Here is a 17,252-nt window from a genome sequence, read left to right as displayed (position 1 = left end):
TTCCAAACATACCCGTTTGCTGCGGCCACTGATGGAACGATTTATGACATCAAGCATTGGCTAGAGATAACGTGAACGCCACCTTAACTGAAAAGATCTATTGAAAATCAATTCGTTTTCAAATTCGGTATCCTTTATACTTTATACCGATTCGAAGGAGCAAACAAGTCGAAAGAAAATCACTTTAAATATATTTCAAGACGCCAGTTTACCTTAAATGCTTTAATTCAAATGGAACAGCCTTTTTAAAGGCTGCAAACACATCTACAAATCCTCTAGCATTAGGTTTGGATCGAAGTATTCCATTCGTATCCAAAGTACAACAAAATGAACTTATAAGTTCCATATCACTATCAGAACTAACGGACGTCAAATCAGTCTTATACTCATATTTTTTTTCACTTGCTTTAACAGTACCATCTGTTAAAAATTTATACTCAATAAATAGTTGGCCCGTTTCCCCAAAAATACTCCACTTGGCAGTGCTTATTCTTCCATTAACATAATGTACGCTAGCTTCACTTCCTTCCGAACTAAGGCCATCGATAGAAAAAGAAACAGTCGTATCAGTTGATCTAATGTTCGCTTGTGTTGTCTGTAAATGATCCTTCGTTTTCATTGAACTCCGCTGTTTTAAACCATTTTTCTCATTTACATTGTTCTTCTGAACACATGCATTAAACGATAAAAAGCAAACACTTACTAAAAAGACCTTCATAATGTATTATTGGATAATTGGCAATCCATTTTTATCTTTCGGAAGCTCTCGAAGTTGGCCAAACATGCATTGGCCTTTTAATAGCAAAACGCGTAATATTAGGCAGTACTTTCAAGATATCAAAGAAGAAAAAATGCGATGATACCTATCAAGTGTGGATCACGCAAGAATCTTAAATTAGCTTAAAAGAACAGAATAATAATTAGGGCCCAAAACCTTCTTCAATTCTACCGGCAACGTATTAAAGAAATCCTCAACATCATCAGTTGATAGATTTTGGCTAAAATTAGGGGTCGGATTGTTAACACTTTGGCAGTGTAGTAACGGGTTATGGTCAATATGCCCACCGAGCAAAAAACACTGTCATCACTTGCGCCTACAACATACATCAAAATTTCGAACTATTTCTAGCACAAAAAAGCCTTCAAATCCAAAGACTTGAAGGCTTAATTTAAAGCTTGCGGGCCAGAGGGGCCAACTTTCGAACTTTTTAAAGGAGGATTTATTGAAAATCAATACGCTATTACCTATACCGTAAGCCTTTTAGTTCGGATGTAGTCGTGAGATCAACCGATTATGTTAAGTCCTTTTCATAAAATTGGACGCAGGCGAGCTATTTCTTAAACAGGTTCTTAAATGACAACCACCATAACTTCCGAAAAGATAATGCCATAGCTCCTAGACCAGGCCATCAGTTTCTATAAGATACTATGTGCAGATTGAGCGGCACCAGTATTTGACAAACTAAAAAGACCTCCCAACCTCAGTGACCTCAGGGCTTTCTGTAACGCATACAGTTCGGGCAAGGAGCGTTTGAATTTCACAAAAGAATACTTATTAAAAATTAACCATTCTAACTCATTCAATTTAAGCGTCACCTTCACTTTAATATCATTACTTGTTTCCTTAAATTAACGTACCAAATACCCCCATAACGCTGAATTGTGTATAAAGGATATCCTGGCTGTAAGTTGAATTTAATGTATTTTTTTTGATTCACTAGCCTAATTGTAATAACATCGCTCTCCATAAATTGACTAATTCCAATGTCATTTCCGGAATATCCAGTACTGGTATATTTCCTGTTTTCATCATTAATATTCCAACTCGCAATCTTTTTCTTATTAAGATAGACTTCAACGATATCATTAAACTCCTCAAAAAAAGATAAAACAGCCAATTCCCGAGCCCCTTGTACAATCATACTTGCACTATCTGTTACTCGCTCATACCCCAATTTAATACGCTCCTCCTGATAACCATCCAAGTTTACTCCCACTTTATTTCCAGAGGTACAATTCACGGAAAACATTGAAGTAAACAAAAACAAAATTGCCAAACGAATAACTTTCATGAGTTACTATTGTTTAGGTGCTTTATCAGCCTCGTTATTATTAGGAGATCTCAGATCGGCTCCTGAAAATGGTGAGACTTTTTTGATCTTCAAAAACATTGCATTTATTTGTTCTTTTAATATTTCATCACGGCTCTTTTTAGTCGGAAGTAACGAAAGGTCTGGATTTTCAGCAGAGTTCATAAAATTATTTAGTACTTTGTCACGATCGAATGGAGCTATAGTCTGATCCAGCATTTGCAAATTAATCTTTTCTATTCCCTTTAAATTCCAGGGGTGGTTTACCCCCCCAGAATGTGCCCCCTCGTGCCGTGTAGTTGAAACAAAGTCAGTTACCGGCGTCAACTTTCCATCCATTGTAATTGCTAAATTAAGTGTAAAGTCTCTTATGGCACCAGTCGTCTCCCCTGGAGTACTGCTTGTCAAGGTCGTTGTAGTCGTTGTATTTCCTACTGTATTAACTGTAACCTTATTGGTACTTACACGGTCATCAAAATTCAGAATTCCTATGTTACCATCATCCGGACTCACAGGGCTATAGTCTAAAATAACTTCCGTTTTAGTTATAACTTTAAATGGAATATCGAACAGGTATATTAACTCTTCATTTTTAAACGATTGCTCTAATGTGGTCTTTACTAATTCTGCCCTAGATTTGATCACGTTAGGATCTGTTACAATTTTAGAACTATTGGTAACCTTCATTCTTACGGTCATTACATTTTCAATTGCTAAATTAGGCGTACCTGTATTAACGAATCTGGAATCTGCCCCCCACTCCTTTCCATCTATATCAACCCCATCAATAGGTCGATTGCTGGCAAATTGATACGGTGTCAACTCTGGATAGGATTTGGCAATTGGATCTGTACTAAGGAATCTAGCAATTCTCGGGTCATACACTCTCATTCCATAATCCTGATGATTCCCGTCTCCCTTCACCTCATTATCATTCTCCTTCCCATTAAATCCATAACGGTATTTTTCACTTTTACTATATGACCGACCAGGCATCAAAGACCCAAATGGGTAATAATCGTTCGAATTTACAACATCCACATTATAGTACGTGATGGTTCCGTTACCACCATCTATCCCCAACTTTCTATCCCTCACAGTAGCCATTACATTCCCAAGGTGATTTGATAGTTCATACTCCTTTTCTCCACGACTATTGCTCGCGGTATAGGCAAACCCCATCCCTGCAGCCAAATAGGTAATTTGCGTCCCCCCGCTTGAATAATTACTCCGAAGCATATGACCCACCATCTCCTCATCAGGCAACGTCAAGGCTAAAATTTTACGCTCGATGTCCTGTTGCTCCGTTTTGAATTGTGCAACCGCCAATAACAATTCCCTTCTATTATCCGAACGATAAGCCTGAACATATAATCCCGTATCCTGCCGATCAAGCAGCGCTGTTGTCTGACTTATCGCCTCCTTTATCTGTTGGCTTTGTAATTCCAACCAGCCCCGGTAAAGCAAAAACACATCATCCTTTGATCTTAACAAAGAAGTATATTTCCCTGGCCTCAGCGGCATACTGTCTACAACTTTATCCTGGCCGTCGTAAACAAACATCTTTAACGAATCAGACGGCACAAGGAAATCTTGGCAATAAATCCTAATGGTGAAGTAGCATAATAAATAGTAGTATCTGGCCTACTCATTGTTTTCCCTGCGAGAGACTTACGAAACAGAAACGCATCATCCCTCGATAAAGACGATGGAGATGGGCAATTAAATAAACACAGCTTTATACACTGCTTTTTAAAAAGACCTTCTAAGGCCATCAGTTGCTGCAATGTACTATTGGCAGCTTTTACCGTACTGGAATTATAAACAATCCGACGATTATAACTCGTATCCTTTAAAGCCAGTTTACCCAACCGCCTGTATTCCGCCACTGCATCGTCCAGATACACCTCATTTTCAAGGCATAATGCCCTGTAAAAACTAAAAGGATCAATAGCATTTGAGGAAATCTGCATAAAGGCTGTTTCCTGTAATTGCACAGAATCATAAGCAGTTCCATAACAGGTAAACCAGTAAAGCCGCTTATTCGTCTTATCCAGCACCGCCATGTTCACATACATATTAGACGCCGGCTTCCTTCCAAATATCACCAGGTCCTGCTGGCCATTTGCAGCTTGTCTTAAAAGCGGAGCAATACGCGGATCAGTTCTTACATCTATTTGTGCCTGTACATTTTGACAGACAACCAGGCAAAACAATGCAATAAAAAGGGACAACCATTTCATGATACAGGAAACACTTCGGGATTTATACGCGGGTTAAATTCGCAAGCAATCCTTTTGCTTACACTTCAAATATATAGTACAATCCTATATTTTCCCAAACACAAAAACGCCTCCAAATCTCTCGACTTGAAGGCGTTTTACTCCGCGGGGCAGGCGGGACAACTTTCGAACTTCTTAAAGGAGGATTTATTGAAAATGAATAATTTAAAAATCTCTTCTAGCCCCGTGGTTTGAAAGCCCCACTCAGTTTTCGCAAAAAATGTCCTCCCCGTTTTCTTAGAATTGAAGGACGACTTGAATGCCACTTACTTTCATCCATTCTACTAGATCATACATCTATTTAATTTTAAAATTACTAAAAAGAATATCTCCTTTTTTGAACTCCACGAATAATTTTCCGTCACCTGTGACTGCTTCCACGTGACCAGTTGGCGCGGACGAGCAAGTTGCCGCTGAATGGGCAGCATTGGTTTACCTGGATATTGATTTTGAGGATCCTTTTCAATTTTCATTTGGCTTTAAAAACAATATGGGTATTCACCGAGCCAGCTTTCGGGGTTATAAACTGTAGTTAGTTTCACCTTAAATATCGTATCGGGCCTTGGAGGGAAGATAGATTATGTGACTAATTTCTTCCCCAAAACTGGCTACAGAATGCATTCTAGTGACAGAAAATACACAAAACGGTGTTTTTCTGCTGAAAAGGAATGTATCGAACCGAATTAATTAAGCCGATTAGCCGAGCAGCCTTCCTCAATTTCACTCATTCCTGTCATCAAAATACTTAACGACATGATCCCTAAATTCAACGGATTCCGCAATTACATATAACTCCAATTCGTCCTCATTCATAAGCTGGAAGATTGAATAACCAACTTCGACTCCATACTGTACATTTAAATCATATGCTTCTGTTGAATCGACAACTTTAATTACGTCTTTCTGTGTATCCACACTCCAAAGTGTATTGCATATCACGGAAAAAACATTCTTGAATCTTATTTCAAAAAGGTGATAATAAGTGAAATCAGTGCTAATCGCTATAACAAGTTCATTATGACGGTATTCAAAAATCGAAAAATCTAAAAATGCGAACTCCTTCACTTTCTGATTTATTAGTGTAAGTGTGTTTTCATTCATAAAGTCAATTATTTACTGGTATATGAGTATCATTTGCTGCCTGCGGGTTATTGCCAGATTTCAATTGAGTTTCTGAATACCAGTTATTGTTATCATCTGCATATTCCCACCCGTTTCCCTGGCCATTTTCATTCTTTCCTTGAAGTCTTCTTGCCACTCTAAAAGTCTGCCCATGTGCTGAATTAGAGCCGGCCGGTGCTTTATTGTCTGCCCCACGCGACCGGACTTCATAATCATACCCATTTTCCGCCCATTTCTCCTTAAAATTACCTGGAAGCTTAGGCAATCCCTGTCTTTTTAGTGCTCTAGCTAGAATCGAGCGCGCGGTAGAGTACTGGCCGGGCTTCATATTTACCTCAGGTAAAATACCACGTTTCTCAGCCTCTTCTTTATATTTCCAATCTGATGGCTTTGCGGTTCCATCCAGTATTCTACTTTTAACAGTATTCAGATAATAATCAGTTAACGTGGAAGGGTCATCCGTAAATATTTCCATTTTGTCTGGGGTAGATGCAGAAGATCCCTTGTCATCATCATTAGCCGGTTGAAGCATCAACCATACAAATAATGTAGCTCCGCCAGCTATTGGTCCTAACGAAGAAGAACTTTCTATCAACTCTCCGGCAGCATTCATCGACAACCTTGTACTCAATTCTATAGCTCCTCTTTCTATAACTTTAGCACCTACCACCGGCAAGACTAATACACCATTGTTGAGCCTAGCAAACTGAGTAGAATTATTACTATTAACTAATTCTTCACCATCTAGATCTATTCCTTGGACAGGACTATTACTGGCAAACTGAAAAGGTGTAAGTTCCGGATATTTTGAATGTAATGGATCTATACTCAAAAATCTGCCCAACCTCGGATCATATACCCTCATCCCATAATCCTGTTGATCCCCTTCCCCTTTAACTTCATTATCATTCTCCTTCCCATTAAACCCATAACGATACGCTTTGTCTGAATCATATGACCTCCCCGGCATTAATGAACCAAATGGGTAATAATCGCTGGAATTCACAGCATCAGCATTATAATATGCAACCGTTCCATCGCCATCGTCTACGCTCATCTTTTTGTCACTCACTGTAGCCACCACATTTCCAAGATGATTTGTAAGTTCATATGTCTTACCCCCTCGCTTATAACCCGTAACATAGGCAAAACCCATTCCTCCCGACAAGTAGCTTATTTCTGTAGCATCACTCGGATAATTACTTCGAAGCATTTGGTCTACCATTTCTTCATCAGGCAGCCTCAGCGATAATATTTTACGCTCAATATCTTGCTGTTGGTTCTTGAATTGCGTCAGTGCTATCAACAACTGCTTTCTATTCTCCACGCGATAAGCTTGGATATACAATCCCGTATCTTGCCGATCAAGCAACGCTATCGTTTGACGCATTGCTTCACTTACTTGCTGGCTTTGCAACTCCAGCCAGCCTCTGTAAAGCAAGAACACATCATCTCTTGACTTTAACAAATAGGCATACTTCCCTGGTTTCAGCGGCATACTGTCCACAACATGATCGTGCCCATCATAAACGAACGCCTTTAACGAATCTTGGCTGCGTAAGGAAATTTTAGCAATAAACCCTAATGGCGAGGTAGCATAATAAATGGTGGTATCTGGTTTATTTACAGATTTTCCTGCAAGAGACTTACGAAGCAGAAATCCATCACCCTTTGATGCCGAAGGAGATGGACGGTTAAACAAACACAATTTTAAACACTGCTTTTTAAAAAGTCCCTCTATAGCCATCAATTGCAGCAGTGTACTATGTGCAGATTTTACCGGAGTAGAATTGTAAATCATCCTGCGGGTATAACTCGTATCATTCAAGGCCAATTTACCTAACCGCCGGAACTCCCCTGTTGCATCATCGAAATACGCCTCGTTTTCCTGGCATAACGCTTTGTAGAAATTAAAAGGATCAACAATATTGGACGCTATTTGAGCATATTCAGCTTCATGTAATTGTACCGAATCATAAACCGCCCCATAACAAGTAAACCAGTAAAGCCGCTTACCTGTCTTATCCAGCACCGCCATGTTCACATACATATTAGACGCTGGCTTTCGCCCAAATATCACCAGGTCAGCTTGCCCATTTGCAGCTTGTCTTAAAAGAGGAGCAATTCACGGATCAGTTTTAACATCCATCTGCGCCTGCCCGTCATTACAAACAAACAGGCAGATCAAGCCAAACAAAAGGGATAACCATTTCATGATACTGGGAATACTATGCGATTATACTCGGGTTAAAATCAGCAAGCAATCATCGCTTGTGCTCACAACATACATCAAAATTTCGAACTTTTCCAAACACAAAAAAGCCTTCAAATCCAAAGACTTGAAGGCTTCATTTTAACTCTGCGGTGAGGGAGGGATTCGAACCCTCGGTACAGGTTTAAGCCCGTACGACGGTTTAGCAAACCGTTCCTTTCGGCCACTCAGGCACCTCACCGTTTCCCCGTGAAGGGAGCGCAAAAATAGGAAATATTTATAAATCACAAAATAATTTGCTCATTTCTCCTCAAAACACGCAAAAATCAAACTTTACATAAACATTAACACGCTCCATAACCGCCACCACAGCCATATTATACCTACACACCCGGTAGCTGCTTTTTTATACCGCTTATTGCGCCTATCTTACCCCACGTACTATAGCTGAAGATTCTTACGCGACCGGTACATTCACCGGCACAGCCGTCACCACTTTACAACGCACACTATGAAATCATTTACCCACACCACCGATCCGGTGTTTGATGCAAACCGCACCTATACCGCCATCGACCGGTTTTTATTACGTTTTATCCGTGACCAACGGGATCTGCCCTTCATCCACCTTACGCTGAAGATCACGTTCACCTTATGGCCACTGGCCATCCTCCTGTTCATCCCCGGCCTTAATAATGTCGCCTGGTGGACCGCCGCCGCCGCTTACACCTTCTTTAATAATTTTGTATTCAAAGGCCCCTTTGGCCTCATGCTGCACTGCACCAGCCACCGCAAGTTGTTCATACAGCGATACGACTTCATGAACCACTACCTGCCCTGGGCCCTGGGGCCCCTCTTTGGACAGACACCGGAAACCTACTTTGCCCACCACATTGGTATGCACCACGTGGAAGACAATATGCCGGAAGATGAAAGCAGCACTATGGACTTTCAGCGCGATAGCCTGAGCCACTTTGGCCGCTATTTTGGACGCTTTTTTATAGCCGGCGTAATTGACCTGGTCTATTACCTGGGCCGCAAAAAACGCAAATCACTGGCGCGCCGTGCCATCCGCGGCGAGTCCCTCTTCATCCTGGCCTGCATCGGCCTGTGCTTCGTAAACGCACCAGCCACCATTGCGGTGTTCATCCTCCCCTTCCTCATCTCCCGCGTGATCATGATGGTAGGCAACTGGGCACAGCATGCCTTCATCAACCCCGAAGCGCCGGATAATGCTTATACCAACAGCATTACCTGCATCAATACCAAATACAATTACAAGTGCTGGAACGATGGTTACCACATCAGTCACCACCTGAAACATAATATGCACTGGACAGAGCACCCCGCTTATTTCCAGAAGACCCTGCAGGAATACGCCGATCATAACGCTATCGTATTTGATGGCATCCACTTCCTGCACGTGTTTGTCTGGCTCATGCGCAAGCGGTACGACCTCCTGGCAAAGCATTTTGTAAACATTGGCAACCGCTTCCAGACAGACGAAGAGGTGGCCGCATTCCTGCGGGAACGCACCCGCCGCATCCCCATCGCATTGCCGGTGGCGGCTTAGTACCGGGTACGTCCCACGGGATTGCCCCCCGAAACCGTTTAGCTGCGACCCAAATACTTCCCGGGTCGCAGCCTTTTTTTTGGCCCGGCCGCAGAAGATATAAGGTATTATCATTATGAATATGCATAATGATAAGATAAAGTGTAAATTTGCGGCTCAAACTTTTTTTAAAGGAACATTTAATTATGCGAACTGTTACACTGAGAAGAGTAGTGATAACCGGACTGGGAGCACTGACGCCGATCGGGAATGATGTAAATACTTTCTGGGAAAACCTGAAGGCTGGCAAGAGTGGAGCCGGCCCTATCACCAAATTCGATACCACCGAATTTAAGACCAAATTCGCCTGTGAGCTGAAAGACTTCGATATTGAAAAGTTCATCGAAAAGAAGGAAGCCCGCAAGATGGACCAGTTCACTCAATACGCCATGGTGGCCGCTTCCGAAGCAGTGGAAGATGCCGGTCTTAATAGCGGGGGCATTGACAAGACCAAAGTCGGTGTGATCTGGGCCTCCGGCAACGGCGGTATGCAGACCTTTGAAGACCAGATCCTCGAATTCCAGCAGGCCAACTTCGTTCCGAAGTTCTCCCCCTTCTTTATTATTAAGCTGATCTCTGACATCGCCGCCGGCCAGATCGCGCTCAAATACGGTTTCATGGGTATTAACTTCTGTACCGTATCTGCCTGCGCCTCTTCCAGCAGCGCCCTGGTAGACGCTTTTAACTATATCCGCCTGGGCAAGGCCAAGGCCATCATTGCCGGCGGCTCTGAAGCCCCCATTACCCGCGCAGGTATTGCCGGTTTCAATGCTATCAAGGCCCTTTCTACCCGGAACGAAGATCCTTCCCACGCTTCCCGCCCCTTTGATACAGACCGCGATGGGTTTGTAATGGGTGAAGGCGCCGGTGCCCTCGTGCTGGAAGAATATGAGCACGCGGTAGCCCGTGGTGCAAAGATCTATGGTGAAATGGTAGGCGGCGCCATGACCGCCGATGCGTACCACCTCACTGCCACCCACCCCGAAGGCCTGGGCGCACGCCTCGGCATGCAGGAAGCCATTGAAGACGCCGGCCTTACCCTGGCAGAGGTAGACTACATCAACGGCCACTGTACTTCCACTCCCGTAGGTGACGTATCTGAGCTGAAGGCCATTACCACCCTCTTTGGCGACCTGGCTCCCAAACTCAATATCTCCGCTACCAAATCCATGACCGGCCACCTGCTGGGTGCCGCCGGCGCCATTGAAGCCATCGCCTGCGTGAAAGCTACCCAGGAAGATATCATACCGCCCACCATCAACACCACCACCATTGGCGACGATATCCCCTCAGGCCTCAACCTGACCCTGGGCCAGGCGCAAAAACGCACCGTGAATGTGGCCATGAGCAACACGTTCGGCTTCGGCGGGCACAATGCGATCGCGGTGTTTAAGAAGTATAAATAATTGTACAACGTACGCAGTATCAAGGGCACAAGACAAGTCTGTCTTGTGCCCTTTTTTTGAGCGCTGCCACCGGGCTTACCCACCTCATCGGGAACCGTACGTTATACGTTGTACATTGTACGTTGTACGCTAAAAATTCGTTACTTTCGATACTCGATTTTAACAGAGAATGGCAAAACAAAACAAGCAACGGAACGCTGTTCCCGCCGCTATCCAGGAGGAGCAGATTGAGATCATTGGCGCACGCGAGCATAACCTGAAAAACCTGGACCTGCAGCTGCCTAAAAACAAACTGGTGGTGATCACCGGTATCAGCGGCAGCGGAAAGTCATCCCTCGCATTTGATACTATCTATGCTGAAGGCCAACGCCGCTACATGGAAAGCTTTTCCGCCTACGCCCGCCAGTTTATCGGCGACATGGAAAGGCCCGATGTAGACAAGATCACCGGCCTGAGCCCCGTAATTTCCATAGAACAGAAAACCACGAATAAGAACCCGCGCTCTACCGTAGGCACCATCACGGAGATCTACGACTTTATGCGCCTGCTCTATGCCCGTATTGCAGATGCTTATTCCTATAACACCGGCAAGCGCATGACCCGCTTCTCCGAAGAGGAGATCATTGCCCACATCTTCAAAAACTACCCGAAGAAAAAACTGGTGGTACTGGCGCCCCTGGTACGCGGCCGCAAAGGCCACTACCGCGAGCTGTTTGAGCAACTGCGCAAACAGGGCTACCTCAAAGTGCGGGTGGATGGGGAGATCCTGGACATGAAGGAGCGCATGCAGGTGGACCGCTATAAGATCCACGACATAGAACTGGTGGTAGACCGGGTACAGGTGACAGACGATGCGCGCGTGCGCATTACCCAGAGCGTGCAGAAAGCCCTGACCATGGGCAAGGGCCTGCTCTTTGTGCTGGATGCAGACACCAATAAGCTAAGCCAGTACAGCAAACAGCTGATGTGTGAAGACACAGGCATTTCCTACGAGGAGCCTTCGCCCAACACCTTCTCCTTCAACTCGCCCTACGGCGCCTGCCCCCGCTGCAAAGGCCTGGGCACCATTTACCAGATCAATATGGACGCCATCATCCCGGACAGGAGCATTTCTATCAACGACGGCGCCCTCGCACCACTGGGCGAAGCCAAGGATACCTTCACCTTTAAACAAGTGGCAGCCCTGGCCCGCAAGCATAAGTTCTCCCTCACCGCACCGGTAGAGAAGCTCAATGAAAAAGCACTCAACCTCCTGCTCTTTGGTGACGAAAACGGGTCGCTGGATATGGAGATCGAATTTGATGATAATACCACCGGCACCACCACCTACGCCACGGAGTACGAAGGCGTGGTGAACATGGTACGCCGGTATTTCAACGATACCTCTTCCGAGCAGGTACGCAGCTGGGCCGAAGGCTTTATGCAGCTGGATACCTGCCCGGTGTGCAATGGTACCCGCCTGCGCAAGGAAAGCCTCTACTTTAAAGTGGATGGCAAGCACATTGCCGAAGTAGGCAAGATGAACCTGGACAAACTGGCCGCCTGGTTTAAGGATATTGAAACCCGCCTCACTAACCAGCAGAACCTTATTGCCAAGGATATCCTCAAGGAGATCCGCGAGCGTACCGGCTTCCTGCTGAATGTAGGCCTGGCCTACCTCACCCTGAACCGGCCCACCCGCACCCTGAGCGGGGGCGAAAGCCAGCGCATCCGCCTGGCCACCCAGATAGGCTCCCAGCTCATGGGCATCACCTACATCCTGGATGAGCCCTCCATTGGCCTGCACCAGCGCGACAATATGCAACTCATTGACGCCCTGCGCAACCTGAAGGAAATGGGCAACACCGTGATCGTGGTGGAGCACGACAAGGACATCATGCTGCATGCAGATCACCTGGTGGATATAGGCCCCGGCGCCGGCAAGCATGGCGGCACCGTGATAGGCCAGGGCACCCCGGCAGAAGTACAAATGCTGGACACCCCCACCGCCGGCTACCTCAATGGCAAACGATCCGGCCATGTACCAGACACCCGCCGCAAGGGTAACGGTACTTTCCTGGAGGTAAAAGGTGCCTCCGGCAATAATCTGAAGAATGTAAACCTGAAACTGCCCCTGGGCACTTTCATCTGCATAACCGGCGTATCCGGCAGTGGCAAATCCACCCTGATCAATGAAACGCTGTACCCCATTCTTTCCCAGCACTGTTACGATTCCAAGACGCCGCCCATGCCCTACAAAAGCGTGAAAGGCCTGGAACATATAGACAAGGTAATTGAGATAGACCAATCGCCCATAGGCCGCACGCCCCGCAGCAACCCGGCCACCTATTGCGGCTTTTTCACAGACATCCGCACCCTCTTTGCCTCCGTACCGGAAGCCAAGATCCGCGGCTACAACGCCGGGCGCTTCTCCTTCAACGTGAAAAGCGGCCGCTGCGACGTGTGTGAAGGCGGCGGCATGCGCGTGATAGAAATGAACTTCCTGCCGGACGTATATGTGCACTGCGAAAAATGCAACGGCCGCCGCTACAACCGGGAAACCCTGGAGATCCGCTACAAAGGCAAATCCATCTCCGATGTGCTGGACATGACGGTGGACGAAGCCGTGGAATTTTTCCAACCGGTGCCCTACATCTACCGCAAGGTAAAAACCCTGCAGGACGTAGGCCTGGGCTACATTACCCTGGGCCAGAGCGCTGTAACCCTCAGTGGTGGCGAGGCGCAGCGCGTAAAGCTGGCCACGGAGCTTTCCAAGAAAGACACCGGCAAAACCATCTACATCCTGGACGAGCCCACCACGGGCCTGCATTTCCAGGACATACAACTGCTCCTGGGCGTACTCAATAAACTGGTGGAACGTGGCAACACCGTGCTGGTGATTGAACACAACCTGGACGTGATCAAAATGGCTGACTACATTGTAGACCTGGGCCCTGAAGGCGGAGACGGTGGCGGCACCATCCTCTGCACCGGTACCCCCGAAGCGGTAGCCCGGTGCCCGGAAAGCCACACCGCCATTTTTCTGAAGAAAGAGTTGAATTAAAGTCATAGGTTTGCCGGGCAAATCGACAGGTAAAGGGGCACTGCCCTTTTACCTGTTGTGCTTAATAGTTTATACCCATGCGTTGTATAACATACATCAGATCATTTTGGTACATATTGCTGCTGCCAGTGTTCCTTTGGGCCTGTGAAGACCAGACTAAGGTGTGCGACCAGACAGTGCGCAGTGATTTCAAAATGTCCTTCCTTCACCATAATACTTTCAAGAACCTGGACCAGGACACGGCCCTGCCGGCAGTGACCATCAAGGCGCTGGACAAGGATGTGATCTATGAGCCACGCCAGTCCGTCAACCTTACTTATGTTTCTCTGACCCTGGACCCGCTGCACGATACTTCCAAGTTTTTTATCCTGCCGGATACCATCGCCTCCCGGTCAGATACGATCACACTCATTTACTCCCGCGAGCCGCACTTTGTATCCGCCGGCTGTGGCTTTACTACTTATTACAGCCTGAAGTCAGTGACCAGTACTAATCACTCCATTGACTCCCTGCATATCTTACAACCAAAGATCACTACTACGAATGACACGCACGTTACGCTTTACTTTTAGCATGCTCCTTTGCCTGCTGGTGGCCGTAACGGTGCATGCCCAGGTAAATAAATCGCAGTATAAGCCGCCCGTAAGCCTGGACTCCACCCGGCGCACGCAGCAACTGCACCAACGCGACAGCCTGGAGGCCCTGCGTCCCAAAGTAGTGCCGGACACCAGTCACCACCCGCTCACAGACACCACCCGCCGCCTGCGCGCAGACAGCACCAGGCGCATACAGCCCCGCGATTCCCTGCACAGGCCACAGCCGCATAACCCGGCAGACAGCATGGTGATCGTGGATAACGGCCTTCGCCTGGGCATAGACATCAGCCGCTTTGTAGTGAAATATTTCCAGCCTTACCGCACAGACATTACTTTCACCGCAGACTACCGCTGGAAGCCAGACCTCTACCTGGCTGCGGAATTTGGCTACAACAACACCCAGCACAGTGATACCAATTATACCTACAAGGGCAATGGTATGTTCATCAGCGTGGGCGTGGATAAGAACTTCCTGAAGCGCAATAATGGTTTTGAAAGACACATGTTCTACGGCGGCGCACGTTATGGCTTTGCCCACATGAGCTACGAAATACCTGCCTACACTATTTACGGCAACTACTGGGCACAACCCGGTGAGAACGGCGTAACCGGCAGTTATCCCAAGACCAGCGTAAACGTGCACTGGATAGAGCTGCTGCTGGGCTTCAAGGCAGAGATCTTCCATAACTTCTTCCTGGGTTGGAGCATTCACGACCGCATTATGATCAACAATGTGGCTGGCAGCGCCTTCCCCCCGCTGGTAGTACCAGGCTACGGTACGGGCAACAAACGCAACCAGTTTGACATGCAGTACACCATCTCTTACCTTATACCACTGAACAAAATAGCGGTACCGGCATTTCCAAAAAAGAAAAAACCGAAGCCCGAACCGAAACGATAATAAAAAAGCGGCATCCCTTACCGGTGCCGCTTTTTAGTTATGTTCAACCTGGTTGAGGACCGCCTATGGCCTCACCATTTCAATATGCGGAATACCATCTTCCAGGTACACGTCACTGCTTTGTTCAAAACCCAGGGAGGTATAAAATCTTTGCAGGTATTGCTGGGCACCGATCTTGATGGGCCCTTTACCAAAGCGGGCCTCCACTTCCTCGATAGATTTTTCCATCAGCGCCCGGCCGGCACCCTTTCCCCTTACACTGGCGGCATTCACCACCCGCCCTATGCTGGCCTTGCCGGGATATTTTACACCCGGGGCAAACAGGCGCGTGTAGGCCACCAATTCTCCTTCAATGGTACCCATGAGGTGCAGGGCCTGCTGGTCTGAATAGTCGAGGTCCTGGTAAGGGCAATTCTGCTCCACTACAAACACTGCTGCGCGCAGGTGCAGGATGTGATATAGTTCCGCTGTGGTCAGTTCTTCAAACGCCTTCACCGTCCAGTTCATGTTCCGATATTTTTAGAGAAGCCCAAATGTAATGAAAAGCCCCGTGCGTAAGGGGCAGGGGCAAGGTATTTTTACCGATAAAAGCCAGCACTAGCGGCCTACTTCGGGGAATACAGCCAGGCTCTCCTGCCCACCTTCTCCCACCGCCTGCACGGCAAAGTAGTAGTTGTCTTTAGAGTAAGGCAGGCGCATGCTGGTTTCCGTGGTATAGAACTTTTTCTCCCACACCGGGCTGGATGTTTCCCGCATCAGCACATAATAACCTTTTGCTTTGCCGTATTTGGGCGGCGCCCAACTGAGGCTGCTATAGTTCGTCAGTTCTTTCACATCGATCTTTACGGCTTCTGGTTCAGCAGGCGCACTGGCCAGGTTTGCCAGCACAGAAAGGTTCATGGCTGCGTTCTTGCGCAGGTACTCAAAATCCATGTACTCCGGCAGGTCACCGTATTGAATGCCATTCTCTGTGCGCAGGTCCTGGTGCTGGCGGTCAAAGTTTTCATTCATTTCCGTAATGCGCACCGCGGTGAAGCCCTGCTGCTGGAATGGTGAGTGGTCGCCGCCGCGCAGGAAACGGTCTGCCCGGTATTCCAGTTTTACTTCCAGCTGGTCTACATAGCGTTCCCCCGTTTCCTTGATGTAGCGGGCCAATTGACGGCTCCTGCTGTCGTTTTCCATTCCCATGCTTTTAATGCGTTTGATCATGGCTTCATCTGCCGTGGCGGGAATACCTTCGCTGAACACGCGCACTTTCGTGTTGTCATTCAGCAAAGTCTGGCTGGAAGTGCTCTGGCCTATGATATCATTATTCAGCATGGCATCTATCTGCCAGTTTTCCTGCTTTGCTTTCTTTGCCATGTAAGTGGCGCCCAGCAGGCCTTGTTCTTCCCCGCTCACCGTTACAAAAATGATGGTAGCCGGAAAGGACTGCTGGCTCATCACCCGTGCCAGCTCTATTACCGCGGCGCTACCACTGCCATCGTCATTAGCGCCCGGTGCGGTGTGCACGCGGTCCATTACATCGGTAACGCGGCTGTCCAGGTGGCCGCTGATGATGTACACGCGGGGATCGTTGGGGTCTGTACCTTTCAGCGTGGCCACCACATTGCCCAGGTTAATATCTTTATCCACCCGCTTACCATCTGCCGCGTAAGCAGTGGTGTCCAGCTTCACGGTGAGGCGGCCGCCGCTGGCAGGGGCAAAGGATTCCATTTTATGCAGTACCCAATTGCGCGCAGCGCCAATACCTTTCTTCACATCTGTAGTACTGCTGATGGTACTGCGGGTATCAAACTTTACGAGCTGCAGGATGTAGCTGTGCAGGCTGTCTGCATTTACCGTTGCTACCATTTTCCCAATCACGGGATCGCGCTGCACGATGGTTTGCGCGCGCAGCAACGCGGGGCAGGCCAGCAGGCCACAGATCACCCATTTCTTCATCATAAGCCAATTCAGTTTTTGGTGGAGGCCCCTAAATTAAGGGC

The 17,252-nt window shown here is 47.1% G+C and carries 13 protein-coding genes and 1 tRNA gene; 5 read left to right on the top strand and 9 right to left on the bottom strand.

Annotated features, from left to right (window positions below):
* Window positions 1-208 precede the first annotated feature (208 nt).
* The 7 genes from DCC81_RS05780 to DCC81_RS05740 all read right to left on the bottom strand — a co-directional run bounded on the left by DCC81_RS05780 (window position 209) and on the right by DCC81_RS05740 (window position 7,947).
* Entirely contained in the window at window positions 209-619 is a 411-nt protein-coding gene (locus DCC81_RS05780; RefSeq protein WP_133177561.1) for a hypothetical protein, read from the bottom strand.
* A 979-nt stretch (window positions 620-1,598) separates the two neighbouring features.
* A complete protein-coding gene (locus DCC81_RS05775) occupies window positions 1,599-2,072 on the bottom strand; it encodes a hypothetical protein (protein ID WP_133177560.1) in 474 nt (157 codons plus the stop codon).
* A 6-nt stretch (window positions 2,073-2,078) separates the two neighbouring features.
* A complete protein-coding gene (locus tag DCC81_RS05770; protein WP_165806453.1) occupies window positions 2,079-3,584 on the bottom strand; it encodes an RHS repeat domain-containing protein in 1,506 nt (501 codons plus the stop codon).
* A 71-nt stretch (window positions 3,585-3,655) separates the two neighbouring features.
* Window positions 3,656-4,333, bottom strand: a complete 678-nt coding sequence (locus DCC81_RS05765; RefSeq protein ID WP_108685617.1) for a hypothetical protein — start codon at window positions 4,331-4,333, stop codon at window positions 3,656-3,658.
* Window positions 4,334-5,092: 759 nt separating this feature from the next.
* Window positions 5,093-5,473 (bottom strand): hypothetical protein, encoded by a 381-nt coding sequence (locus DCC81_RS05750; RefSeq protein WP_108685614.1) that lies wholly within the window; start codon window positions 5,471-5,473, stop codon window positions 5,093-5,095.
* 4 nt (window positions 5,474-5,477) lie between these two features.
* Window positions 5,478-7,532 carry an RHS repeat-associated core domain-containing protein gene (locus DCC81_RS05745; protein ID WP_165806452.1) on the bottom strand — a complete coding sequence of 685 codons (2,055 nt, stop codon included), beginning with the start codon at window positions 7,530-7,532 and terminating at the stop codon, window positions 5,478-5,480.
* Between the two features lie 324 nt (window positions 7,533-7,856).
* Window positions 7,857-7,947 (bottom strand) — tRNA-Ser (locus tag DCC81_RS05740).
* 270 nt (window positions 7,948-8,217) lie between these two features.
* On the opposite strand from DCC81_RS05740, the gene DCC81_RS05735 reads away from it, so the two are divergent.
* The 5 genes from DCC81_RS05735 (at window position 8,218) to DCC81_RS05715 (ending at window position 15,264) form a co-directional block, all read left to right on the top strand.
* A complete protein-coding gene (locus tag DCC81_RS05735; protein WP_108685612.1) occupies window positions 8,218-9,279 on the top strand; it encodes a fatty acid desaturase family protein in 1,062 nt (353 codons plus the stop codon).
* A 185-nt stretch (window positions 9,280-9,464) separates the two neighbouring features.
* On the top strand, window positions 9,465-10,724 hold the full coding sequence (fabF, locus tag DCC81_RS05730) for a beta-ketoacyl-ACP synthase II (RefSeq protein ID WP_108685611.1): 1,260 nt from the start codon (window positions 9,465-9,467) through the stop codon (window positions 10,722-10,724).
* Between the two features lie 169 nt (window positions 10,725-10,893).
* Window positions 10,894-13,767: an excinuclease ABC subunit UvrA gene (gene uvrA / locus DCC81_RS05725; protein WP_108685610.1), complete on the top strand. Its 2,874-nt coding sequence runs from the start codon at window positions 10,894-10,896 to the stop codon at window positions 13,765-13,767.
* 77 nt (window positions 13,768-13,844) lie between these two features.
* Complete coding sequence (locus tag DCC81_RS05720; RefSeq protein WP_133177559.1) at window positions 13,845-14,339, top strand: DUF6452 family protein; 495 nt, start codon at window positions 13,845-13,847, stop codon at window positions 14,337-14,339.
* Window positions 14,311-15,264, top strand: coding sequence for a DUF6048 family protein (locus DCC81_RS05715; protein WP_133177558.1), 954 nt, complete (start codon window positions 14,311-14,313; stop codon window positions 15,262-15,264). Before DCC81_RS05720 ends, DCC81_RS05715 begins: the two co-directional genes overlap by 29 nt.
* 63 nt (window positions 15,265-15,327) lie before the next feature.
* Here DCC81_RS05715 and DCC81_RS05710 read toward each other — a convergent pair whose 3' ends face one another.
* Window positions 15,328-15,771: a GNAT family N-acetyltransferase gene (locus tag DCC81_RS05710; RefSeq protein ID WP_108685607.1), complete on the bottom strand. Its 444-nt coding sequence runs from the start codon at window positions 15,769-15,771 to the stop codon at window positions 15,328-15,330.
* Between the two features lie 90 nt (window positions 15,772-15,861).
* On the bottom strand, window positions 15,862-17,211 hold the full coding sequence (locus DCC81_RS05705; RefSeq protein ID WP_205686259.1) for a M28 family metallopeptidase: 1,350 nt from the start codon (window positions 17,209-17,211) through the stop codon (window positions 15,862-15,864).
* Window positions 17,212-17,252 lie beyond the last annotated feature (41 nt).

The organism is Chitinophaga parva (assembly GCF_003071345.1).
Lineage (GTDB): Bacteria > Bacteroidota > Bacteroidia > Chitinophagales > Chitinophagaceae > Chitinophaga > Chitinophaga parva.
Note: the sequence above shows the minus strand (reverse complement) of the source record. Positions and strands in the feature narration are given on the sequence as shown.

Excerpts from the sequence above, each read along its gene's own strand:
- DCC81_RS05780 (WP_133177561.1), bottom strand. The coding sequence starts at position 619 with ATGAAAACGAAGGATCATTTACAGACAACACAAGCGAACATTAGATCA.
- DCC81_RS05775 (WP_133177560.1), bottom strand. The coding sequence starts at position 2,072 with ATGAAAGTTATTCGTTTGGCAATTTTGTTTTTGTTTACTTCAATGTTT.
- DCC81_RS05765 (WP_108685617.1), bottom strand. The coding sequence starts at position 4,333 with ATGAAATGGTTGTCCCTTTTTATTGCATTGTTTTGCCTGGTTGTCTGT.
- DCC81_RS05750 (WP_108685614.1), bottom strand. The coding sequence starts at position 5,473 with ATGAATGAAAACACACTTACACTAATAAATCAGAAAGTGAAGGAGTTC.
- DCC81_RS05745 (WP_165806452.1), bottom strand. The coding sequence starts at position 7,532 with ATGGCGGTGCTGGATAAGACAGGTAAGCGGCTTTACTGGTTTACTTGT.
- DCC81_RS05735 (WP_108685612.1), top strand. The coding sequence starts at position 8,218 with ATGAAATCATTTACCCACACCACCGATCCGGTGTTTGATGCAAACCGC.
- fabF (WP_108685611.1), top strand. The coding sequence starts at position 9,465 with ATGCGAACTGTTACACTGAGAAGAGTAGTGATAACCGGACTGGGAGCA.
- uvrA (WP_108685610.1), top strand. The coding sequence starts at position 10,894 with ATGGCAAAACAAAACAAGCAACGGAACGCTGTTCCCGCCGCTATCCAG.
- DCC81_RS05720 (WP_133177559.1), top strand. The coding sequence starts at position 13,845 with ATGCGTTGTATAACATACATCAGATCATTTTGGTACATATTGCTGCTG.
- DCC81_RS05715 (WP_133177558.1), top strand. The coding sequence starts at position 14,311 with ATGACACGCACGTTACGCTTTACTTTTAGCATGCTCCTTTGCCTGCTG.
- DCC81_RS05710 (WP_108685607.1), bottom strand. The coding sequence starts at position 15,771 with ATGAACTGGACGGTGAAGGCGTTTGAAGAACTGACCACAGCGGAACTA.
- DCC81_RS05705 (WP_205686259.1), bottom strand. The coding sequence starts at position 17,211 with ATGATGAAGAAATGGGTGATCTGTGGCCTGCTGGCCTGCCCCGCGTTG.